Annotated in this window: 20 protein-coding genes; 8 read left to right on the plus strand and 12 right to left on the minus strand. The window is 39.0% G+C overall.

Features of this window, described 5'->3' with window-relative positions; all coding sequences use genetic code 11:
• Positions 1-5: 5 nt before the first annotated feature.
• Positions 6-1,037 carry a CobW family GTP-binding protein gene (locus tag AC3CAU_RS14230; protein ID WP_447053463.1) on the minus strand — a complete coding sequence of 344 codons (1,032 nt, stop codon included), beginning with the start codon at positions 1,035-1,037 and terminating at the stop codon, positions 6-8.
• A gap of 580 nt (positions 1,038-1,617) precedes the next feature.
• On the opposite strand from AC3CAU_RS14230, the gene AC3CAU_RS14235 reads away from it, so the two are divergent.
• A complete protein-coding gene (locus tag AC3CAU_RS14235; protein ID WP_131215580.1) occupies positions 1,618-1,839 on the plus strand; it encodes a hypothetical protein in 222 nt (73 codons plus the stop codon).
• A 320-nt stretch (positions 1,840-2,159) separates the two neighbouring features.
• Complete coding sequence (locus AC3CAU_RS14240; RefSeq protein WP_447053464.1) at positions 2,160-3,767, plus strand: bifunctional 3-(3-hydroxy-phenyl)propionate/3-hydroxycinnamic acid hydroxylase; 1,608 nt, start codon at positions 2,160-2,162, stop codon at positions 3,765-3,767.
• 94 nt (positions 3,768-3,861) lie between these two features.
• On the opposite strand, the gene AC3CAU_RS14245 is transcribed toward AC3CAU_RS14240, so the two are convergent.
• From AC3CAU_RS14245 to AC3CAU_RS14275, 7 genes are all read right to left on the minus strand, one after another.
• The gene (locus tag AC3CAU_RS14245) at positions 3,862-4,476 is read right to left on the minus strand and encodes a glutathione S-transferase family protein (protein ID WP_447054333.1); all 615 of its coding nucleotides are present in this window, start codon (positions 4,474-4,476) and stop codon (positions 3,862-3,864) included.
• Between the two features lie 177 nt (positions 4,477-4,653).
• Complete coding sequence (locus AC3CAU_RS14250; protein WP_424620695.1) at positions 4,654-5,547, minus strand: LysR substrate-binding domain-containing protein; 894 nt, start codon at positions 5,545-5,547, stop codon at positions 4,654-4,656.
• Positions 5,548-5,559: 12 nt separating this feature from the next.
• A complete protein-coding gene (locus tag AC3CAU_RS14255) occupies positions 5,560-6,753 on the minus strand; it encodes an MFS transporter (protein WP_447053465.1) in 1,194 nt (397 codons plus the stop codon).
• Positions 6,754-6,780: 27 nt separating this feature from the next.
• A complete protein-coding gene (locus tag AC3CAU_RS14260; RefSeq protein WP_447053466.1) occupies positions 6,781-7,344 on the minus strand; it encodes a TetR/AcrR family transcriptional regulator in 564 nt (187 codons plus the stop codon).
• A gap of 130 nt (positions 7,345-7,474) precedes the next feature.
• Entirely contained in the window at positions 7,475-7,996 is a 522-nt protein-coding gene (locus tag AC3CAU_RS14265; protein WP_131215592.1) for an acyl-CoA thioesterase, read from the minus strand.
• Between the two features lie 365 nt (positions 7,997-8,361).
• Positions 8,362-8,559, minus strand: a complete 198-nt coding sequence (locus AC3CAU_RS14270) for a hypothetical protein (protein ID WP_447053467.1) — start codon at positions 8,557-8,559, stop codon at positions 8,362-8,364.
• Positions 8,560-8,878: 319 nt separating this feature from the next.
• Positions 8,879-9,871 (minus strand): patatin-like phospholipase family protein, encoded by a 993-nt coding sequence (locus tag AC3CAU_RS14275; RefSeq protein ID WP_447053468.1) that lies wholly within the window; start codon positions 9,869-9,871, stop codon positions 8,879-8,881.
• Positions 9,872-10,010: 139 nt separating this feature from the next.
• On the opposite strand from AC3CAU_RS14275, the gene chrA reads away from it, so the two are divergent.
• Positions 10,011-11,219 (plus strand): chromate efflux transporter, encoded by a 1,209-nt coding sequence (gene chrA, locus AC3CAU_RS14280; RefSeq protein WP_447053469.1) that lies wholly within the window; start codon positions 10,011-10,013, stop codon positions 11,217-11,219.
• Positions 11,220-11,275: 56 nt separating this feature from the next.
• On the opposite strand, the gene gltS is transcribed toward chrA, so the two are convergent.
• Entirely contained in the window at positions 11,276-12,517 is a 1,242-nt protein-coding gene (gene gltS, locus AC3CAU_RS14285) for a sodium/glutamate symporter (RefSeq protein WP_131215600.1), read from the minus strand.
• 587 nt (positions 12,518-13,104) lie between these two features.
• Positions 13,105-14,397: a DcaP family trimeric outer membrane transporter gene (locus AC3CAU_RS14290; RefSeq protein WP_447053470.1), complete on the minus strand. Its 1,293-nt coding sequence runs from the start codon at positions 14,395-14,397 to the stop codon at positions 13,105-13,107.
• A gap of 387 nt (positions 14,398-14,784) precedes the next feature.
• Here AC3CAU_RS14290 and AC3CAU_RS14295 point away from each other — a divergent pair, with 387 nt between their 5' ends.
• Positions 14,785-15,492, plus strand: a complete 708-nt coding sequence (locus AC3CAU_RS14295) for a nitroreductase (RefSeq protein ID WP_447053471.1) — start codon at positions 14,785-14,787, stop codon at positions 15,490-15,492.
• A gap of 103 nt (positions 15,493-15,595) precedes the next feature.
• On the opposite strand, the gene AC3CAU_RS14300 is transcribed toward AC3CAU_RS14295, so the two are convergent.
• Complete coding sequence (locus AC3CAU_RS14300; protein WP_424620707.1) at positions 15,596-16,813, minus strand: multidrug effflux MFS transporter; 1,218 nt, start codon at positions 16,811-16,813, stop codon at positions 15,596-15,598.
• 136 nt (positions 16,814-16,949) lie between these two features.
• Here AC3CAU_RS14300 and yccS point away from each other — a divergent pair, with 136 nt between their 5' ends.
• From yccS to AC3CAU_RS14320, 4 genes are all read left to right on the plus strand, one after another.
• Entirely contained in the window at positions 16,950-19,124 is a 2,175-nt protein-coding gene (gene yccS / locus AC3CAU_RS14305; RefSeq protein WP_447053472.1) for a YccS family putative transporter, read from the plus strand.
• Between the two features lie 84 nt (positions 19,125-19,208).
• On the plus strand, positions 19,209-19,769 hold the full coding sequence (locus AC3CAU_RS14310; RefSeq protein WP_131215610.1) for a YcxB family protein: 561 nt from the start codon (positions 19,209-19,211) through the stop codon (positions 19,767-19,769).
• A gap of 175 nt (positions 19,770-19,944) precedes the next feature.
• Positions 19,945-22,596 (plus strand): PepSY domain-containing protein, encoded by a 2,652-nt coding sequence (locus AC3CAU_RS14315; protein ID WP_447053473.1) that lies wholly within the window; start codon positions 19,945-19,947, stop codon positions 22,594-22,596.
• A 102-nt stretch (positions 22,597-22,698) separates the two neighbouring features.
• Positions 22,699-23,481 (plus strand): YdcF family protein, encoded by a 783-nt coding sequence (locus AC3CAU_RS14320; RefSeq protein ID WP_447053474.1) that lies wholly within the window; start codon positions 22,699-22,701, stop codon positions 23,479-23,481.
• A 37-nt stretch (positions 23,482-23,518) separates the two neighbouring features.
• Here the strand turns inward: AC3CAU_RS14320 and AC3CAU_RS14325 are convergent.
• A partial coding sequence (locus AC3CAU_RS14325; protein ID WP_488368502.1) for a DUF2750 domain-containing protein occupies positions 23,519-24,106 on the minus strand: 588 nt, incomplete at its 5' end.

Here is a 24,106-nt window from a genome sequence, read left to right on the forward strand (position 1 = left end):
TTGCACTACTTTTGCTGAGTTGTTTTATCCGTTTCATCCAAATTCAGCTGACATTGTAACAATTGATCTTCAAAATATTGCCAATCACGCTGATCTCGTACAATGATTTCAATGCGGTTATCTATACCCTCCTCTGAGGACTGATAATTAAATTGCTCCGGATTGAAGTTAAAGACTTTCCAGCCCTGATTGGTATTAAAAATTGCTTTAATACGCAGCCAATCTTGTTGTTCACAAAGCAAATCCAATAAAAGATAGAAATCGAATTGCCAACGTTTGGGTAATTTCCAACCCGCCACACTATAGCCTTGCGTGGTCTCGACATAGTGATAAGGCAACTGTTTAATTTCAGGCAAAATTTGCCCTGCAGTATATGTTTTTTGAATTTTAAGCAGCGGCTGAATTTTACGTTCCGTACATACATATAAGATATCAATTTGTTCAAGTGAAATATGCGCCTGCCCACTCATCAGCCAAGTTTGCTGATAAGCCTGATATTCTTTCTTCAATACTTCCAAAGCTTGGCGATCTGCAACGTCCATGATATCAGCATGGGATACCACAAGAATTTGGGCAGCTTTTAGCTGATCTGCATACAGGTTTTGCTTGCTCCAATCAGCATCATGCAAACGCGAACCATCCACCACCGTGACTAAAGCCCGCATCGCAATATTTTGCTGCCAATGCGGTTCGGTCAGCTGTTCCAGTAATTGTGCAGGATGTCCCAAACCAGTCGGTTCGATAAACAAGCGATCCGGTTTACTCTCTGACAATAACCGTGATAAAGCGATTTGCATGGGTAATTGACTACTGCAACAGAGACAGCCGCCTAAGAGTTCTTTAACTTCATAACCTTGGGTTTGCGGTAATAACTGCTGATCCACCCCAATTTGTCCAAACTCGTTCATGAGCACTGCCCAAACTTCATTTTCAGGTTTTTGACTGAGTAAATGTTGAAGCAAGGTGGTTTTTCCAGCACCTAAAAATCCGGAAATGATATGCGTAGGGACAGCTTTTGTGGGAGAAATCAGTTTCAAAACTTACTCGCTATACATGGAGGGAAAATTAATACACATTGTGATAAGAGCAATTCACACAACTGAATTGCATAACACTTCACTTTAATTTTTTCCTTTCGCTCTGGCAACGTATTCATCTTATTTAAAAAATTAAACAGCGGGATAATTAAATTTTACTTATATAAATGAATTAAATATCTAAATTAAGTTCAGTATTAACACACTCTTTTTACTGCATTCCAAATGCAAAGTGATCAAAAACCCCATCGTAATCTGAAAAATTTATTTACATTTAATCTATTCAGCAATTTTATGAAAAACCGTCATTCTCTGGTGGTTTGTTTATTTTAAGTAAAAACATACTCTCAGAAAGCTGATCTAGAAATATCTCTATACATTTTTTATGCCTCTTTTTAAGTAATTTTTACAGTAAATGTACAGCAAATCCTTACTTGTGATTTTTATGTTAACCGACCTGTTTCACTTTGTTGCTTTGATTGCTCCCCTGTCCTAGGCTCTTTAGCATGAGCCCTGTCCATATTTATGTGATGATAAATATGGATCTAATCACTTTTTTAAAGAATAAAGGATGCCTAAAATGAAATTAACTCAACTATTACTTGCTTCTACTTTTACCATTGCTGCTGCAACCACCTTTGCCGCTAGTGCTGATAAACAACCTCAAGAAGAAAAAGTGATTGTCTCTACTCAAGAACAACCGGACACTGTAAGCTCTGAAAGTGCTGCTGCCAAGCCTACATCAGCTCAACCTGCTTCAGAAGTCGCTGTAGAAGAAGCACCGGCTAAACCTGCACAATAACCTTAAAACTCGATCTCTAAATTATTACCCCACCTTGTTTGCTCAAGTTAATATTTTAGAGATCAAAGCTGAATTATGTTAATAATTCAGCTTTTTATTTTAGGGAAGATTTCTATAAACGATAGAAATAAATGATCATTCATTTAAAAAACCATATAGTTAAATACACATATAATTATTAATTTTCAAATATTTAAAATATTAATAAAATTCTCCCTGTTTTGTTTTCATTCAACATATCTACTATGGCATAGCTTGTTTAGACCCTCAAATTCACCGTTAATACAGTTAAATGTGAATTGATTGAATGGACATTCGCTATGAGCAACAAAACAAATTACACCACTGAAGTGGCAATCTTGGGCGCAGGTCCGGTTGGTTTAACAATTGCGAACTATTTAAGCAAACAAGGTGTTCAGGTCACTATTATTGAGCAGCTGGATAGTTTGATTGACTACCCACGTGCCATTGGTATTGATGATGAATCTTTACGTACCATTCAATCACTCGGCTTAGTCGATCAAGTATTGCCGCATACTACTCCGAACCATGCAATGCGTTTCCTGACTCCTAAGGGTCGTTGTTTTGCTGACATTCAGCCGCTTACCCGTGAATTTGGTTTCTCGCGTCGTAATGCATTTATTCAGCCTCAAGTTGACAATGTATTACTGCAAGGTTTGAAGCAATACGATAAAACTGAAGTGCTTTTTTCACGTCAGCTGAATGAATTTAGCCAAGATGCAAATGGCGTAACGCTAAAGATTCAAGATAAAAACCAGAAACAAGAAACTGTTCAAGCAAAATATTTAATTGCCTGTGATGGTGGTAACTCAATTGTACGTCGTACTTTGGATATTGCTTTTGATGGCAAAACTGCACCGAACCAATGGATCGTAATCGACATTGAAAATGATCCTTTAGCGACTCCGCATATTTACTTATGTTGTGACCCAGTACGTCCTTATGTATCTGCTGCGCTTCCGCATGGTATTCGTCGTTTCGAATTTATGGTGATGCCGGGTGAAACTCAGGAAGAGTTAAGCCAGCCAGAAAATATCGCAAAATTGCTGTCCAAAGTTCTACCAAATGCTGAAAATATTGAAGTGATTCGTCAGCGTGTTTACACACACAATGCACGTATTGCGGATAAATTCCGTGTCGACCGTATTTTACTTGCCGGTGATGCAGCACATATTATGCCGGTATGGCAAGGTCAGGGTTATAACAGCGGTATGCGTGATGCCTTTAACCTGGCTTGGAAAGTTGCGCTCGTGGTACAAGGTAAAGCAACTGCTGATTTATTGGATTCTTACCAGATTGAACGTAAAGACCATGCCAAAGCGATGATTGATCTTTCTGTGATGGCAGGTCATGTGCTTGCACCACCTAAAAAATGGCAAGGTTTTGTCCGTGACGGTATTGCCTACGCATTGAATTACATCAAGCCAATTAAACAGTATTTGCTTGAAATGCGTTTTAAACCAATGCCAAAATATAATGACGGTGCCTTGCTTGCAGATGGTAAAAAAGAATCTCCAATCGGTAAAATGTTTATCCAGCCGCAGGTAAAACTTGAGTCTGGTGAAAAAGTTTTACTGGATGACGTGATTGGTAACGACTTTGCCATTATTGCTTGGGGTGTGGATCCACAATGGGGACTCAGTGCGACCACCATGCAAGTCTGGAAAAATTTAGGTGTTAAATTTATTCAAATCATTCCTGAAGTTCAGTTTGGCAATGAAAATCGCAAGAAATTTGACGGCGTGATTACCCTGGGCGATATTGGTACCGATATCCGTACCTGGTTTGGTAAAACATCAGAGTCGGTTGTAATTTTACGCCCTGACCGTTTTGTGGCAGCACTTGCAATTCCACAAACATTAGACCACGTAAGCCAGCAGTTATTCAAAAAGCTTCACGTAAAATAATCAGTCAACTGAATGATATTAAAAGATCTGACCACGTGGAAGCGTGGTCTTTTTTATTAATTTTTTCCTATTCGACTCAATATAAAAAATAAAGTTAGCTATTCAACTTTTGAAACCACGGTACATCTTTCATCGAATTCCGGCTTCCAATCAGTTGAATAAAAGGCTTGAACTCATCCAGATAAGGCAAGATTTTAAAAGAGATGGCAAAAACCAGCCAGTAAGCCAGATATAAGTCTGCTGCTGAAACTTTCTCGCCGAGCAAATATGGGTTGGCCTGTTGCATGCCCTGTTTTAGGAAAGCGAATAAAGTTTCCTCATGACCAAAAGCCAAGCCGGTTTTTCTCTTTTCAATTTGTTCTTTAGACACCTCAAGACTTTTTAAGTCCATATATTCGGTCAAGGGGCCATGACAAAAGAACATCCATTTCAAATATGCACCACGCTTAGGATCATCTAATGCCGGTGCCAAACCTTTTTCACTATATTTATCGGCCAGATAGGTGAATATTGCCGCCACTTCTGAAACAACCATTCCTTGATCGACCAGACATGGTACTTTTCCCATGGGATTAATCTTTAAATATTTAGCCTGATGCATGTCTTCATAGGGAACTTGGATCTGTTCAATCTGATCTTCAATTGCCAGTTCTTTTAGCAAAGGAAAAAGCGTCATTCCACGTGATTGAGTATTGTTATAGAGCTTCATCATTTTTGTTCAATCTATCTTGTTGTTTTAATTATTGAGTATAAAGTGATAAAACAGTTTGTGCATTGTTGTTCTGTGAATCGTTGTAATGCAAAGGATTGTTTTATGAAACACTGTGATGTTACGCAATATCTTTTATTTATTAAAACATGACGCAACATCTAGGTTTTTAATTTTTTAAAAGAATCCCATATAAAACTGTTCTTTCAATATTTTTAAAATCAGCTCAATGATTTGATTCTTTTGACCTTTACGGTAACTTGCATATAAGTCAATCATCGGCAAAGGCTCAATGGTGTTTTTCACCACAATTTTATCCCCTAACAGTGGAATAACATAAGCCGGTACCAGACTCCACCCCACACCCATCCCAACTAAATTTACATTCAATAAAATATTGGTCGATTGCTGCACCACATTGACATTCACTTTGGATTGCTTAAAAAAGTCGGTAATAATTTTATATAACTGCGGTGAAGCAATTTCATCACTGATAATGAAGTCTTGATCGTTAAAACTCTTGATACTGACGTGACGTTGCTCTGCTATAGGAGAATCTTTTGGAACAATTAAAGCCAAAGGCTCGCTAAAAATTTGTACATGCTCAAGTTCACTCGACTCATCAATATAGCGGGTAAAAGCAATATCAATATCGCCTTTCTTTAACGCCTTGAACTGATTTGCATCGGTCATACTGTGAAAGTTAATTTTGATATCAGGAAAGTGTGCCCGAATATTCGGCATGATATAAGGGAAAATTTTCATTTCCGCTACCGGCACAAACCCAATATTCAGCTGGTCTTTGTTTAAGTTGGCAATTTGACGGGCATCCTGAATAGCTTTCTCAGCATGTTCCAAACTTAACAAGGCCTCTTTTAAAAATGCTTTGCCTTCTTCAGTCAGTTCAACTTTACGATTTGACCGAATCAACAACTGCACTCCGACTTCTTGTTCAAGATCTTTTATTTGCTGACTTAAAGAGGGCTGTACCGTACACATGCGTTGTGCCGCCTTGGTAAAGTTCAGCTCTTCTGCCACTGCAACGAAATAGCGTAAATGACGTAATTCCACGGCCATACCTCTTTATTTGGATTGTTGAACTGCTGCTGATGCCACTGAGTATTTATAGACAAACAAGGTTGCCACAGTAATGCCAGCACAAAATAGATAAGTCATTTGATAACCATAACTCGCAATGATCAAACCAAGCACTACCGAACCAATAGCCATGCCTAAATCAAACAAGGTGAAAAAGGTTGAGACTGCATGTCCCATTCGCTGCTTGGGCACAGATTGAATCGCTAAAGTTTGAAAACAGGGAAATAATGAACCATAACCAATTCCAATAAATATGGCAGACAACCACAGTATCCATTGATTTGAAACAAAACTCACTACCAGCAAGCCTAGGGCAAAGAATATAAATGATGGATAAATAACGGCGCTAGGACCTTTACGATCATAAATTTTCCCAACCCAGGGCCGTACCACAATCATGGAAATTGCAAATACAATAAAAAATAAACTGGTATAGGCCAGTAAATCTTTAGATTCACTATATGCGGTAATGAAGCTCATAATGCTGGAATAGGCAAATGCAGTTAGCAAGGCTACAAAGCCAATCGGAACTGCGCGCATTTCAATAATATCATGAAAACCTAAACGTTTTTCTTCTACCGTGTTAGGTAACTTGTCGAGTTTATTTTCTTGTACCGGCACCATTAAGCAAAAAATAAAGCCCAGACAGATCACAGCGCTTAAAATGGCAAACAGCATCATAAAGTCGGTAAATTGAAGCACGGTTAAGGCAATCAAGGGGCCAAAGACCACGGCAAGATTGGTCGACATGACAAAATAGCCCATGCCCTCACCTTTACGGTGATCCGGAATAAAATCATTGGCAATCGGCACGGTGACGGTGGTTAATACACTAAACCAAATGCCGTGAACAAAGCGAATAATCAGTAAAGCCCACATACTATCTGCAAACAGATAACTAAAAGAAAAAAGGACAAATAAAAATTCGGAACCGCGAAAGGATATTTTTTTTCCCAATTTTTCAACAATCAATCCGGAAAATGGGCGAACTGCAATTGAAGACAGCAGAAATAAAGTGAGTGCCAAACCTGCTTCTTTGACCGACCCACCTAAATCCTTCATGATGTAAATCGGCAAAATGGTCAATAGCGCATAATAATACGTAAATAAAAACAGGTTATTGAACAGACACAATAGAAAAGAGCGATTCCATAAACGCCCGGTACTCGTTGCAGACATAATGACCCACTTCAGTGTAGCGCAGCGCTACTTTTGAATCACAACGGGTTGCATCAGCAAACCCACAAGATTTTGAATATACGTTTCATCGGGCATACGATTGAAGAAAATAATCTGATAATGAATAGGGCCATACAGCGCATCTAGCATCAGCTCAAATGGATAGTCAGCAATAATTTCATGACGTTGAATGGCGATTTGAATCAGCTTGCGGGTTTGCTCACGACGCGGCAATAAATACTGTTTAAAGAATTCACCCGCAGCTTCACGATGCTCTGCCATGACAACCAACAGTGCCCGTCCAACAGGATGATTCAATGCATGCGACAACTTTAAAAGCTGCTGATTCAGATTAAATTGCAAACTTTGTTGAAAATCCAATTCAAATACAGAAGCGGTGTGTTCTTTAAAGGCATCGAAAACCAAATCAGATTTATGCTTCCACCAGCGGTAAATTGTTGATTTTCCGACCCCTGCCCGAGCAGCAATATCTTCTACAGTCAAATGACTATAGTCATATTCTTCTAATGCTAAAGTCACTGCATTCAAAATACATTGCTTACGACGTGACGTTTTCTCTACTTCAGTCATAAAATCACCAAAACGATACGATACGTATCGTTTTATATTATGCCGATTGAGTTAAGTTGTATAGACATCCCGCCTCATTTCATATCAAAAAAAGACCGCTAAGTAGCGGTCTTTTTTCATTTGATATTTATTAACATTGTGAATTTTTCTTATAAATACTACAGGATGGATGATGATTTTCTTGCAGACGCGCTACTTTGCGATGTTCAGCCGCTTCAAAACGGCAACGCTTCCAGTCATTATCTAAATTGAGCGCTGGAATCTGTTGTGGCTTACCATTTTCATCTACAGCAACCATAGTGAAATAACAACTATTGGTGTGGCGAATCGTACGTTTTTGAATATTCTGCGCCTCTACACGAATCCCGATCTCCATAGAGGTGCGCCCTACATGGTTCACGCTAGCAAGGAAAGTGACTAATTCTCCCACATGAATCGGTTCTTTAAAATTGACTTTATCAACCGACAAAGTCACCACATAACTCCCTGAATAACGGCTGGCACATGCGTATGCGACTTGATCCAACAATTTTAAAATTGTTCCACCGTGAACATTACCTGAAAAGTTAGCCATATCTGGGGTCATCAAAACCGACATAGTTAATTCAGACTGGTCATCTAATGCTGGAGCAATTTGATCTAATGGGGACATCGCGTTCTCTAGACTCTTGGATAGACAATAGTATTAAGCCCTTATTATATCGTCTTTCTACGAAATAGAATGTCAAAATCGGCAATAAAATCATCATTATTATTTATAGTGATTTTAGTATCATTCAAAAAAATATATAACTGTTTATTTAACATACTGTATCTACTATATTTTTAATTTATCCTTGTTTTATAGAATAAATACTCAAAAATCGACTACAAAAAATACATTCGCATAAATTTTAAAGCATTCCATTTTTAAATAATGAGCTAGTGAATATAATTAAGACTCAATAAAAATCTATTTACCGATATTCTTTTAAGACTTTAATGGTTCAATAATAGAATACGGTCTGCTAAATAACATTAAGAAGCGATTTTACGTACCATCTCTCTGGAAATATTGCCATAACTAAGCACATTCTGCTGATCGAGCTGTGTTTCAATACTTAAGGTACCATCCGCATTTTCTGCAGTCACTGTAAAAACAAGATGTTCCATTGTCGCCATTTTGACTTTATGCCCGATGCTAATTGTTTCTATATTCATCCTGCTGTTATTCATTTAACGCCCCTTACAGAAATATATTTTCATATTGACTCTAATAAAATTGAGTGTATTGACTTTTAACTCAGCGGTAAACTTAAACAATTGAACAAAAAAACATTAATATAAAAATAGTATATTATAAAACTTTCAGGCACTTAATTAATTTTACTCAGCAATATCAATTAATTAATCTATCTTTACAATAAAATCCAGCTTAATTTGCACACTTATCAATCAAAATTAAAATACTTATGACACCATTAAAAACAGGAACAAGGCTTCATGATAAAAACTTATACCTCGTTCTTAGCATTCATTTTATTTAAACTTCCAATTAATCATGCACACTCAATTGTTGAATTGGAGTTGCAGTTGAATAGTGTTTTTGACTGAATACAATTGAAATAGTATTTAATTGATTGAGCGTTGCTTCAGCACCGGCTTGCATAGTCATTTCACGGCCTCTGACATCAAAAATATGTGCTTTTTCTCTTAAATCAGGCTGAATTACAATATCTGCATGTTTAAGTTCTTCTCTGGCTAAATGATTCTGCATGATATTAATATTTTGGTTAAACAAGCCCCAAACATTACTGGTTTCGGTATGCATGGGTTGAGCCAAAATGTCTACTGCAATAATGATATCTGCACCCAGGTCACGTGCCACATCTACAGGTACAGGACTGACCAAGCCACCATCGACATACTCATCTGTACCGATTTTAGTGGGAACGAACATGCTGGGAATAGACACTGAAGCGCGCACTGCCTGCCCGGTGTTGCCATAATTAAAGACCACTTTTTTGCCTTCTTTTAATTCTGTCGCCACCACATACATTGGCGTTTTAAGTAATTCTAACGGGGTATTATTCACTTGTTGATTGACGTAGTTTTCAACTTTTTTGCCGTCAAAAAAACCTTTTATATCCAGTTTTACATCACGCACATCATGGGCTTTCATATTCAAGGCAATATCACGTAATTCATTCGCAGTTTTACCGCTGGCATAAATTGAACCTACAATACTTCCTGCGCTAGTACCCACAATAAAATCAGGATGAATGCCTTGTTGTTCCAATACTTGAATTACACCAATATGCGCATAGCCCCGTGCACCGCCACTACCCAGTACCAAAGCAACAATTGGACGATTTTCCTGTTTTTTTAATTTTTTAAAATTAATGCGATCGGCATGTACTTGTGCATCTACACTGGGAGATTCAGATAAGCCTGTAGAGCCTACAGTAAGCTTAGAATGCGGAACACTTTGGCATCCCGCTACACTTATTACAGCTAAAGCAATATAACCAAATTTGATATTTATCATGAACCACCCAAAGATTGATCAGCTTATCTTTTAAAAGTCGTACAGTTTAAGAACTATATGTTTTTCACATTGTAGTATTTCGTTAAACTGCCATCAAAAAATATTAAACTTTAAAAGATCGACCTTAATGAATTTATCTATGCCATCCCTTCATTATCGCACTATTTTCCTGACTTTTCTAAAATTAGGTTGCCTTGCATTTGGGGGTCCTGCTGCGCATCTGGTGTTTTTTCATCACACCTTTGTGAAACAATTAAAATGGTTAGATGACCAACAATATGCACAACTGGTTGCTTTGGCACAAATTTTGCCTGGACCAACCAGCAGCCAAGTGGGTTTGGCGATTGGCTATGTGAAAAAAGGCTATGGAGGTGCGCTACTTGCATGGTTAGGTTTTACTCTACCTTCCGCAATATTAATGACTACGGTAGCAATATTAGGCCAACAATTTTCACCGCTGCTTTCTTCAGCGTTTTTTCATAGTATTCAACTTATTGTTTTGGCTGTGGTGACATGGGCTTTCTGGCAAATGCTTCAAAGCTTTTGTACCCAAATCTGGCAATACATTTTAATGCTCTGTTCCACAATCTTTATTTACACGGTTTCCCTGCCGATGAATCAAATCATAGTGATTTTTATCGCGGCATGGTTGGGCATATTCTTCACACAAAAAATTACTCCTGCCAAAGAAAACAAAGTAGAAGCCTCTTCTTTAACAGATACGATCTCTTCTACAAAAAGATCAAATGCTTATTTCTGGATCATTCTTTTTGTATTACCTTTTTTTATCTTTCTCTTTCTGAGCTTGCAGCAAAGCAATGTATTCATACAAGTTGTAGAAAGTTTCTATCGTAGCGCTTCTCTGGTTTTTGGGGGCGGACATATCATTCTGCCTTTTTTACATCAAGATTTCGTTGCAACTGGTTTAATTTCTGCCGAGAACTTTGATTTAGGTTATGCCTTGGCCCAGCTGATGCCTGGTCCTTTATTTAGCTTTGCAAGTTATGTGGGTGCACTCACACCTTTAACCCCATATCCGATCCTGAATGCCTGTGTCGCTACATTAGCTATATTCCTGCCCTCCTTTTTTCTTGTTTTTGGAACCTTACCCTACTGGTCATGGTTAATGAATCAGACTTATATTCGTCATGCGGTTGTAGGAATCAATGCGGCTGTGGTGGGACTTCTGCTTTGTATGGTCATACAAATGGCAGAGCATTATATTGTACAGATCACTGATCTTATATTTGTTGCTGTAGTCATCGCCTTACTCAAAACCAAGCTACCCGTCTGGCTCAGCTTAATGGGCAGTTTCATGGTCTACCAGCTCATTCTGACCTTTTTATAATTTTCAGTAATAAAAAAGCCCTAGATTCCTAGGGCTTTTTAGAAATACATTCAGACTTATACAAAAAACTTAAGAATCACCTGAATGACAGTGGCGTTAATTAAATCGACAAAGAATGCCCCACATAACGGAACAATCAAGAATGCCTTATGCGAAGGGCCATACATATTGGTAATGGCTTGCATATTCGCTACAGCAGTAGGTGTCGCACCCATACCAAAACCACAATGTCCTGCAGAAAGTACGGCAGCATCATAGTTTTTACCCATAACGCGGAAAGTCACAAATGCTGCATAAAGTGCCATAGTTAATGTTTGCGCACCCAGAATGACAACCAGTGGACCAGCCAAATCAGACAATTGCCATAACTTCAAAGACAGTAATGCCATAGCGAGATAAAGCGATAACGAGGCATTTCCGAATACATCAATTGCACGATCGAAAATTCCAACTTTAAATACCCCTTCCAGCACATTTCGCAGAATTACACCGCCGGCTAGAGTCCATACAAAGGTCGGAAGTTCAAACCAGGTTCCTTTACTAAAGCCAGTCATGAATTCAGCAAAAGCTAAACATGCCGCAAACATACCTAAAGTGGTAATCGCATTATCAGCCGTAATTAAACGCACCTGATGCGGATATTCAAATTGGGTAAATTCAGTTGAATCTGTATCGGCATTGAGTGTTGAATCACGGTCTTCTATTTGCTTATTGCTACGTGGCTGGGCAAGCTGATGACGGTTAATCAACATTTTAGCCAAAGGACCGCCAATGATGCCGCCAATGATTAAACCAAAAGTCGCACTGGCCATACCCAAAGCTAAAGCACCTTGAATGCCATGTTCAACTTCTAAAATCTCACCCCAGGCACCCGCTGTACCATGCCCGCCTGTCAAGGTAATTGAACCCGCAATTAAGCCAATTAAAGGATCGATTCCCAGTAAAGTCGCTAAGCTAATACCGACAAAATCTTGCACGATAATAAATGAAGCCACACAAACCAGGAAAATCACCAGACCTAAACCACCTTCTTTCAACTTGGCAAAGTTTGCACTTAAACCAATGGATGCAAAGAAAATCAGCATAAAGCTGGTTTGGAGTTCAGTACTTGTAGAGATGCTCAAACCCCAAATATTGTGCACAAATAGTGAAGCAATTGCAGCAACTAAGCCGCCCGCCACTGGTTCGGGTATATTGTAGCGTCTTAAAAAATCAATTTTATTGACAAGAAACCGTCCTAATAAAAGAACGATTACCGCTGCAATGAGCGTATAAAAGGCATTAAAAGTAAATTCCATCATCATTGTCCATAAAATAGTTGGATTCTTTTTGTTCTATAGCCTTAGTATTTTCTTGATTAAAAAATCTCAAGAACCATTTGGCAAAGACCAAACAAAATAAAAGCTGTACAACAAAAAGGAATAAAAAATTCATTTTTTGATGAAACCATAGACAAGGAGATTATTTTTCCATATAGATGGAAAAATAAAAAAGAGACGACGCAAGTTATTATATTTTTGGAATTCAAAGAAAGAACATTTCCTTAAATCCCTACTAACCCGCTTACTCATGAGAGATCGTCTCATTTAAAGCTTCTAGTCCTCATCATGCCATTTTTTGCAGGATACGCAAAAATAAACATGCATTTTCAGCAATGATAAAGCTATCACGCCAAGTAATGTTCAAAAAGAGCGTATATTATCCAAATTTTGTTATTAATGTCTCTATTTATTTACAATTTTGCCTATTACCCACAATCGGACTTTTTATATTTTAATTTATTAAATATATAGCTTTTATAAACAACTACTCATATTTTTCCAACTAGAAATAAAAAGAGGCGAATAAATCGCCTCTTTTTTTATTTTGCTGTCTAATTTTTTGATTAGAAATTGTATTTCGCCATTAAGCCTACACGGTTATCTTTAAATGACTGTCCGGCAAAAGTATCACGTTTACCGTTGACGTATTCAATACCCAAGTCAATCGGTGCAGCCGGTGAATAAATAAAGTTAATCCACGCTTGTTGAACTTTCTCATTTGCTACAAGTGCAGTTGAATTAGCTGTAGCATAATCATTGCCATCATCAGCAAAGATTGCTCCATAAGCCAAGGTTGAGCGTAATTGAGGAGAAATCTTGTAAGTCGCACCGACTTGTACTGCTGTAAATTCATTCTGCTCAATATCACCATTGACTACAGAATACGCACTATTACTGCCATATAAGTAATTACTATTACCCACTACATGTGAAACATCGGCAGACACTTTTAAAGGATCAGTGATTTGATAATTTACGCCAGCAGCAATCCCCCAACCTGTTTTATTATCGTCTGCTGTCGTCGATTTATAATTTTCAACTAAAGCACGTGCTGATGCTGAGCCTTTACCATCGGCAAAACCTTGAGTTAATTTTGCGGTTAAGTTTGGCAGACGGTATTTGATATCTGTAGCAGAGCTATCGCCCTCTTCAGCAGAGAAAAATAATTGAGTGGCAGGAGCGAGTTTAAGACCATAGCGTACTTGTGGAACACGTGTTGTACCACCACCAATGTTTGTAGCAAAGTCAATCATTTCAGGCGCATGATTTGACAAGAAATTAGAAGTGGTTTGACCAAACAACCAGTCGTTATAGGTCAAATAAGCATGACGGATACGTAAGTTTTCAGCCGCACTTGCAAAATCAACTTCAACTTTACCACCGACTTTTGCATCACCTACTGGCGAACTAAAATCTAAACCGATACGGGTGGTTTTAGCTGTAGCGCGCAACTTATCATTTACGGAACCAACGGTACCATTGCCAACTTTAGCAGCATTACCGAAGTCATCATCTGCACCTTCAATAATATAGTTGGCATCACCACGAACGAAACCATATAGGTTTACACTTGCGCCCGATTTTGTTTTAAAGCCCGTCGCTGGTGCTTCAGTTTTAGCTACTGGTGCTGCTGCAAGTTGAACAGGTTGAGCTTTAACTTGCTCAATTTGAGTTTGCTGCTGTTGTTGAACTTGATGTTGCTGTTGAATTAAAGATTTTAATGTTTCAACTTCTTGACGTAGTTCTTGAATTTGTTGTTGCTCAGCTTTTCCTGCATGTGCTGTGCTTACCATTACAGCAGTCACTGCTAATGCTAAACTTTTAGCCATAAATTTACCGTTGAGTAAGCGACTCATTCTAATCTCCAATTTAAATATTTCGCATCCGTGCATAACTGACCCTTAAAAACTCGAAAAATCAATGAAAAATCATGATTTAAAATTTTAAAAAGCTTTAAAAATCATTGCATTTTCTGCTTATTAGTACAGTGAAAAAGCTTAACGTATTATAAAAGTACAACATATGTAAACGATATGTTGCAAACAATCTATCAAGTTCTCTACTTTATTAAAATCAGTTTTCTTGAACAATGATTAAAAAACAATCTTGTTTTTTAAATATTTCTTTAAAATATTGAATATATTCTTTAACTTATGAAAAAATTGTACATAGTCGCAGGTTCAAATATTAGACTAATGTATATAGGACTTCGTTCTAAAAAACTCATTTCAAAAGGAATTTTTATGAATTTGCAACAAGTTCGCCATGTTGATGATGCGATTACTTCACGTCATTCTGTACGGGCTTTTTTAAATAAAGCAGTTGATCCGCAAATTATTAAAGACATTTTAACTGTGGCGAGTCGGGCACCTTCAGGAACCAATACACAACCTTGGAAAGTTTATGTAGTGACGGGGAAAAAACGTGATGAAATGGTTGAACGGGTATGTAAAGCACAGATTGAACTGGCTACCCAACCCGAACTTGCAAACCGATACCAAGAGACTTTTGCCTATTATCCTGAAAACTGGATTTCGCCCTTTATTGAGCGTCGCCGTGAAAATGGCTGGGGTTTATACGGATTATTAAATATAAAAAAAGGCGAAAAAGAAAAAATGGCGCACCAACAACTGCGCAACTTTCAGTTATTCGATGCGCCTGTCGCTCTATATTTTACTGTAAATAAAATTATGGGTATTGGTTCTAAAATGGATATTTCCATGATGATTCAAAATGTCATGATCGCGGCCAAAGCGCGTGGTCTGGATACCTGCCCTCAAGCAGCCTGGAATCACTTTCATCCCATCGTACTGGACGTACTGAATGCCCCTGAAGATGAAGAACTGGTTTGTACAGTTGCCTTGGGTTATGCAGATCCGGAGAATATCGTAAACACCTTTATTACCCCACGTATTGCGATTGAAGAATTTACCGTGTTTCTGGATGAGTAAGTGGGATAAATAAGCCGGTTCAATTAATCTAAAAATAAAAAGAGACCTTTAATCTTCTATTTAAGTCTCTTTTTATTATAATTTTTTGTTTTAGCTTTTAATCTTAAGTTTTTGCTTGCTCATGGGATGCAGGCGGATTTAATTGCATGATCGCCAGCAAAGTTATAGCTACAAACATGAGCATCACCAAGCCCATATTTAAAAGTGAATTCCAAATCAGGAAATTCAGGATCACACCACCGAGTAAACCACAGGCAAACTGCATGCTCCCCATAATGGCACTGGCAGTTCCTGCACGCGATCCTTGTTCCGACATTGCCAAGGCCATAGCATTCGGTCCTGTAAAGCCAATACCCGCAACCGCCAAAAACATGCCTGAGAGCACCATCCACAATGGGATCTGACCGATCAGACCGGAAATGGACAAAATAGATGCGCCTATCAGCTGAAGCACCCCCCCTATTTTCAAACGACCAAGTACCGAAAATTGATGTGCCAGTTTTTTATTTAGCGTAGATAACAACATAATACCAAAGGCATTTAAACCAAAGGCATAAGCGAATTGCTGCTGATTCAAACCATAATCATCCATCAATACCGAAGCCGATGAACTGATATAGCAAAATAATACGCCACCCGAAAAACAGCCCGCCAGCATCGGTAATCTAAAACTACGATCGGTAAAAATCACAGCATATAAATTGCATATCTGGCTTATATTCATTTTTAAACGGCGTTCGGGCGTCAGGCTTTCTTTAAAGAAAAAGTGTACGCACAGCAAGCAGATTATGCCCATCAGCGTTAAAAAGACAAAGACTGCTTGCCAGGCAAAAAACTTTAATACGATTGCACCCAAGCTGGGGGCAATAATCGGTGCAATCCCCATTACAATCATCATACTGGCAAAGGCTTGCGCAGAAGCTTGCATGTCCAAACGGTCACGAATGGCAGCCCGTGCAATCACTACCCCGACACAGCCCCCAACAGCCTGTAAAATACGCGCTGCAATTAAACTCCATTCATCGGTTGCAAAGACACATAACATACTTGCTAAGATATAAAGCACCAAACCAAAATAAAGGGGCGGTTTACGGCCAATTCGATCGCTCAAAGGACCATAAATCAGTTGGCCCAAGGCCAGACCTAAAAAATAGGCAGGTAAAGTATTGGCCATCATCTGGGTACTGATCCCAAAGTCATTGGCCATTTGTGGCAATGCCGGCAAGTACATATCGATGGAAAGTGGACCGAGTGAAGTCAGTAATGCCAGCAGCATGATCCATGTCGTAGAATATTGTTGAGTAGACTGTTGTTCAGACATATTGATATTTAATTTTTAAATGACGGCTTTAAAGACAAGCTTACACTGTACATAGTATTATTTCTCAGAATGGAGAGTGAAAAATCACATAATTCACCTCACTGATGCATAGATCACTTTGTGGTAAGGACATAATTTGAAATCTTGGCTCACACGTCTTAAACAAGCGACGTATAACACTACTTTCATGTATAACCTGCGCATGGTGATTGCATTCGCAGGTACTGCTTTTGTACCTTATTTTATGGGGCAACAACTGGCGACTATTCCTTTAACCTTGGGTGTGGTGGCTGCAGGCCTAAGTGATATTGACGACCGTTTTTCAGTTCGTATCATGAACCTGGTTTATACTTACATCGGTTTTTTTATTACCGCCACCTCGATTTATTTCTTATTTCTTTATCCGATTTTATTTGCCTTAGGCTTGATTGTTTCCTGCATTGGCTGGATTCTTCTTGGCTCATTGGGACGGCGCTACGCCACTATTTCCTATGGTTGCTTGGTAGTTTCCGTTTACTCGATGCTAGGTGTGGGATTATTTGATAACTGGTATACCCAAGCCTTGCTATTGGTTGCAGGTGCTGCATGGTATGGGCTGATTTCAACAGTCAGTTTTTTATTGTTTCCGGTTCGCCAAGTCCAAGATAAATTATCACAGTGTTATTCGTCACTAGGGGATTTCTTATTTGCGAAATCGAATCTGTTTGATGTCGATATGACACCAAGCAGTTATCAACAAAGCATGATTGAGCTGTCTTTGGAAAATGGCAAACTGGTCGGTATTTTCAATGAAATGAAAACTGCACTACTGACCCGTTTAAAGGGTGACCGTGGACAAAAAGATACCCGTCGCAGCTTGCAGTATTATTTTGTGGCTCAAGATATTCATGAACGTGCCGATTCAGCGCACATTGACTATCAGAAACTGGTTAAAATCTTTGAACATAGCGACATTTTATTTCGTTTCCAGCGGGTTTTATCCCTTCAGGCTAAAGCCTGTAAAGACTTAAGTTACAGCATTTTGCACCGTGAAACCTATCAACATAATAAGCGTTTTAAACATACTTTTACCAACTTGAGAATTTCTTTAGAAAAATTACGTGCTGAACAACAATATGACCCAGTCTGGATCAACGCATTATTTTCCCTCTATCAAAATTTAAAGTCGATTGATGCTCAACTCCGTAATGTAGAAACCGAACGTCATATCAAGCTTGATAAAACCAAACACATTGAAAACCAGTTGAAAGATGACGACTTGAAAGGCTGGGATGATGTGCTGATCCGCATCAAACAGCACTTAACCCCGGAATCTGTGCTGTTTAGACATGCAATACGGGTCTCGATTGTTCTGCTTATCGGTTATATTTTTGTTCAAGTGACCCAGATTGAATATGGTTACTGGATTTTACTGACTGCTCTTTTTGTCAGCCAACCGAACTTCAATGCCACCAAACGTCGTTTACGCCTGCGTATAGTCGGGACTTTAGTGGGTATTATTCTGGGCTATGCGGTTTTGTACTTTATCCCGTCGATTGAAGGTCAACTATTATTATTAGTGTTGAGTGGCGTGCTGTTCTTTGAATTGCGCAGTAAACAATATGCCCAGGCCACCGCGTTTATTACCATTCTTGCGCTGATTAATTTCAATCTGGATGGAATGGGCTTTGATGCAGCTTTGCCTCGCATGATTAATACCTTAATTGGCTGTGCAGTGGCATGGTTTGGAGTCAGTTTTATTTTTCCAGACTGGAAATTCCGTCGCCTGTCGCGCACCATCAATCGCTCACTCACCGCGCAATGTAATTATTTGGCAGAAGTGATCGAACAATATAAGCAAGGGCGTAATCATGGTCTGAAATATCGTGTAGTACGTCGTGCTGCACATAATAATGATGCTGAAGTTGCCTCCCTGATTTCAACCTTAGCCACAGAACCGGATTTCGATCCCACACAAAAAAGCCTGGCTTTTGAATTCTTATGTTTAAATCACACCCTGCTGAGCTATATTGCCGCGCTCGGGGCACATCGTGAAAAAATACAAGATCAAGAAGTGTTAAATCTTTTAGATCTGGCTTTAGAGAATATCCAAGGTTCTTTATTAAAAGATGAAGTTCCCGATCTGACAGCACAGAATATGTTGAATACCGCTCGTCAACGCTTAAGCCAAAATAATGAAGATGATCAGAAATCGTTGATTGTTTTACAGCAATTATCTTTGATGTTAAGTATTCTGAAACAACTCAGTCGCTTAAAGCAAAGTTTGAGTCATGACCGTGATGAGGAAGCCACCGAATTGGGCTCCTTATAATTCGAATGATTTTGGAACAATATACTCCCTGAATGGGGATAAATAATGCTAAACTTTTTACAGTTCTAGATTTGTTAATTCATTATGACCGCGAAAAATTTATACGCTTATACCCTACAGCCTGTGAACTATGAAATTTCAGAGGCTGAACAACGTCAAGCTCAACTTGCTATTTGGCGTAGTACCAACAAAATTGGCACCAAGACTTGGATAATTATGGCGGTTGTGGCTGCGCTATCTATTGTTGGTATTATCCTATTAAAGAATTATTCGACTATTTTTTGTTGGGTTGCATTAGTCTGCGTCGTGGCGTACTTCCTCATCCGTAAATTCGGACTGGAATGGTATGTAAAACGTAAAATGAATGAATTCCCAGTACAGGAAATTAAGGGCATTCGTTTAGGTGTGCAACCACACGGGCTTATCATGCGTCAAAAAATGGGTGCGCAGGAAGGTGTTGGTGCAATTGGCTGGAAAGATATTTATGAATGGTATAACACACCTGACTTTATGTTGATTAACTTCAAGGTTAAGGGTCAGCAAGGTGCTTATATTTTGCCAAAACGTATGGATTCGAAGAATTTTTCATTTAATACCATTCGCAAGCATTTAAAAGAAACAGTCGGCGAAGCAAAACAGGTCTAAGCTCTGTTTTAATCAAAACGATTTACCTAAAAACCTCCAAATAATTGGGGGTTTTTTAATTAAAATAAATACAAATGAGAATGAGAATAAATATTACCTGCAAAATCCTTATTATCTTCCAGAAGTTCAGTTATAATTCGCGCTAATATCGTCCACCTCCCACATCTTTTCAGCTATGTTAAAAAAAATCTTTTTTCAGATCCACTGGTTCCTCGGGATTACCGCTGGTTTAATTCTCTCGATTATGGGGGTTACCGGTGCCATTTATTCCTATGAACAACCGATTCAAAAATGGCTGAATCCAGATAGTTATACCGTACAAGCTGAAAATCGGGACAAGTTAACCCCTGCAGAACTTTATCAGCATTTCCATAGTACTGATCCAGAGATGAAAATTAATAGCATCACTGTGGCCAAAGACCCGAACGCATCTTCCAGCCTGAACATTGTCAAAGAAGGTGCACGCAAGGGTTATAACATGATGATAAACCCCTACACTGCCGAAGTTTTACCCGAAATTAAAGGACGCGAGTTCTTTCAGTTTATTCAGCAGTTACATCGTAACTTAACCATTGGACCAGTCGGCAAGCAGATTACCGGTGCATGCACCCTAATGCTGCTGATCTTTATATTCAGTGGTTTATACCTGCGTTGGCCTAAAAAGCATTCTTTTAAACAATGGTTCCTGATTAAACCTAAACTTAAAGGCCGTAATTTCCTGTGGGACTTACATGCGGTTGTGGGGACCTGGGTGGTTGTTTTCTTCCTGATTATTGCCTGTACTGGCTTAACCTGGTCTTATGGCTGGTGGCGTAGCGGTCTGTATACCGTGATGGGGGTCGAACAAAAAAAAGAATCAAAAGGTGAAGCTCCACAGCGTGGCGCTGGAGAAGGTCGCGGTGAACGTGGCGGAAACACCCCAAGCGGTGAAGGACGTGATGACGCTCAACAGGCACAATCTACGAGCAAAGATCGAGAAGGTTCTCGTGGTGAAGGTGGTGATAAACGTGGTCTAAGCGCTGAGCAAATCAATCTTGCGCTCACCCAGACATGGACTGGATTTAATGCCCAAGTCGGTCGTGATTATTCTAGTCTGACCCTGAACTTGCCGAAAAAAGCCAATGGCGAAGTTGAACTGACTTTTGTGGATGCTATCCCGCAACATGAACGTGCACGCAATAAAGCCACATTTGACTATAAAACTTCATCTATTAAAGACATGGAAATTTATGAAGATAAAAAGTTAAATGAAAAAATCATGAGCAGTATGCTGCCGGTTCACCGTGGAAGCTTCTTTGGCCCGGTGTACCAATTCCTGGCAATGTTAGCCGCCCTAGCCATGCCCTTATTCTTTGTTACAGGCTGGATGCTGTATCTTAAGCGCCGTAAACAAAAGAAACTCACGAAAGCTGCACGCAATAGCTTGACTGCTGTCAGTATTGATCCAAATGCAAAACCTTGGCTGATTGCTTATGCCACACAAACCGGCATTTCCGAACAACTGGCTTGGCGTACTGCGACCAGCTTACAAGAAGCTCGACAACCTGTAACAGTGAAAGGCGTACAAAACTTAAGCCTGGATGATTTAAAAAATACTGAGCAAGTCTTGTTTGTCGCCAGTACTTACGGCACAGGTGAAGCGCCAGATTTAGCTTCAAGTTTTACCAAGAAAGTACTTTCATCACAAATTGATTTAAGCCATCTAAAGTATGCTGTTTTAGCTTTGGGTTCCAGCGAATACTCAGACACTTTCTGTAGTTTTGGACATGAAATTGAGGCATGGTTAAAGCAAAATAGGGCGCAGCAATTGTTTGCGACCATTGAAGTGGATAATGCCAACAATCAACAGATTCAGGCTTGGAACAATGCTTTAGCCAAAGTCACTAAGCTTGAGTTGCAAGCCATGAATATCGAAAAAATATTCGATACCTGGACACTCACAAAACGTAATGTGCTGAATCCAGATAGTCTAGGTGCGCCTGCCTTTAATATTGAATTAAAGCCAACCCATGAAGTGATTTGGCAAGCCGGTGATATTGCAGAGATTCAACCGGGTAATAGTCCTGAACGTATTGCCCAGTTTATGCAAAAATATCAAATTCAAGCGCGTACACAAGTAGACTCATTACAGCTCAGTATTGAACAGGCACTATGGGATAAAGATTTAACCGTGGAGGTTGAACCTTTTGCCAATATGGAACATTTACTTGAACAGCTAAATCCTCTGCCTTCACGTGAATATTCAATTGCCAGTATTCCATCACAACAAGTGCTACGTTTAGTAGTTCGTCAACAATCGGACGCTCAGGGACAATTGGGCCTAGGTTCAGGCTGGCTGACTCAGCATGCAGTATTAAATGGCCCGGTTGCACTGCGTATTCGTACCAATGAATCCTTCCATCTGATTGATGATAACCGTCCTGTAATTTGTATTGGTAACGGTACAGGTATTGCCGGATTGATGAGTTTATTACACGTACGTACCCGTCAGGACTATACCCAGAACTGGCTGATCTTTGGGGAACGTCAACGTGAACATGACTTCTTCTATCAAAGTACCATTGAAGCGTGGCAAAACACCGGCATGCTACAGCGCCTCGATTTAGCCTTCTCTCGTGATCAAGAACAAAAAATCTATGTACATCACGTACTACGCGAGCAAGCTCAAGAACTTAAATCCTGGGTGGATCATGGCGCTGTGATTTATGTTTGCGGTAGCATCAATGGCATGGCCAGTGATGTTGATCAGGCATTGATTGATATTCTGGGGGAAGCAACGGTTGATCAGCTTCGTCAAGATGGTCGTTATCGTCGTGACGTTTATTAAATATTAAAGCCAATAAAAAACCGAGCCTTAGCGTTCGGTTTTTTTATACTTAAAACATCCAAATTGTTTAAACTAACAGCAACATTCATACAAAATCCTCTTATGTCTGATCCTCTAAAACGTAGCTTCAGCTTTATCATAGGCAGCTTATTGGCACTCGATGGTTTATGGTTACTATCACTCGATAAAATCCATTTGGGAATCATTCTTCCTGTTATTATCGGTATCGGGTTGATTCTGTATGCCATATGTTTTAAGTGGATTCAAAAATTTATCCAAATCAGTAAATTACGACAGACTATATGGCGTTGTACTTGGGCAGGATTCTTTATGTGGCTTGGTACATTACTGATTTTTTTCGTTTATTTACAATATACAATTCAGCAAAATCTTACTCCACAGCCAGCAGCCGCAATTATTGTATTGGGGAGTGGTATAGAAAATGGACAACCTTCCCCTACTTTAAAACAACGTTTAGAGGTCGCCGCAACATATGCCAAGCACTATCCTCAAACAATCATAGTGATGACTGGCGGTTTAGGTTTTAAAGAGCGGATGACTGAAGCTGAAGTAATGTCTGAATACATCCAAAAACATCATCAGGTTGAGCCATCTCGCATTCTATTAGAAGATCAAAGTACCAGCACTGAACAGAATTTGCGTAATACTCAAACCCTACTTTTGGAACATCACATTACCCTCGATCAGCCCATCGTCATTGCAACCAGTGATTTTCATATTTTACGTGCCAAAGCCATAGCCCGACATCAAGGCTATCAAAACATTCTAGCCCAAAGTGCTTCGACACCTTTATATATTCGCTACAATTCTTGGTTAAGAGAATACTTTGCTTTTATCAGTGGCTGGTTACTCAACGAATATTAAATTGCTAAAGAAATTTAAGAATCATTGATTTGACTCATTAATTTAAACGAATATTACGTGGCAAAGGCAACCTGGCGTCTTTGAATAATTCTGGTTTTTGCAAATAAATCCGATAAAGATATTTTTTTATGTCTAATAATAATTTTTCCGGTGCAACCAGAACATTTTGCCCTTCTGGCGTTAAATCCATCGATATACAGGTATTTTCTTGACGCAAAAAAGGAATAACTTTTTCAACAAAATCTTTTAGTGAAATATCCTGAATTTGATATCTTTCCCAATTATCTTTGATTAATAATTTTGCCAGGCTTTTATGTTGCCAAACGGCGAAAGCACGCTGACCGGTAGGAGTGGCACATAAAGCCCAACCGTCATCATATAATGCGCTGATAGAACCTTGAACGACGATGGTTTCAATAAATTGTTTATAAATATCTTGAGCATTATAGACGATATTTTGATTCTTTGACGCAGCCTTGCGTTGATATGGATTTCTCATAGTTTTTAATTTTTTTAAATTATTATAGTCGTAAGATTCTATGAAAAAAACAGGATTGGAGCAAGGATAATATATGGTGGGCGCTGACGGGATCGAACCGCCGACATTCTGCTTGTAAGGCAGACG

It is taken from the genome of Acinetobacter sp. GG23 (genome assembly GCF_057766365.1).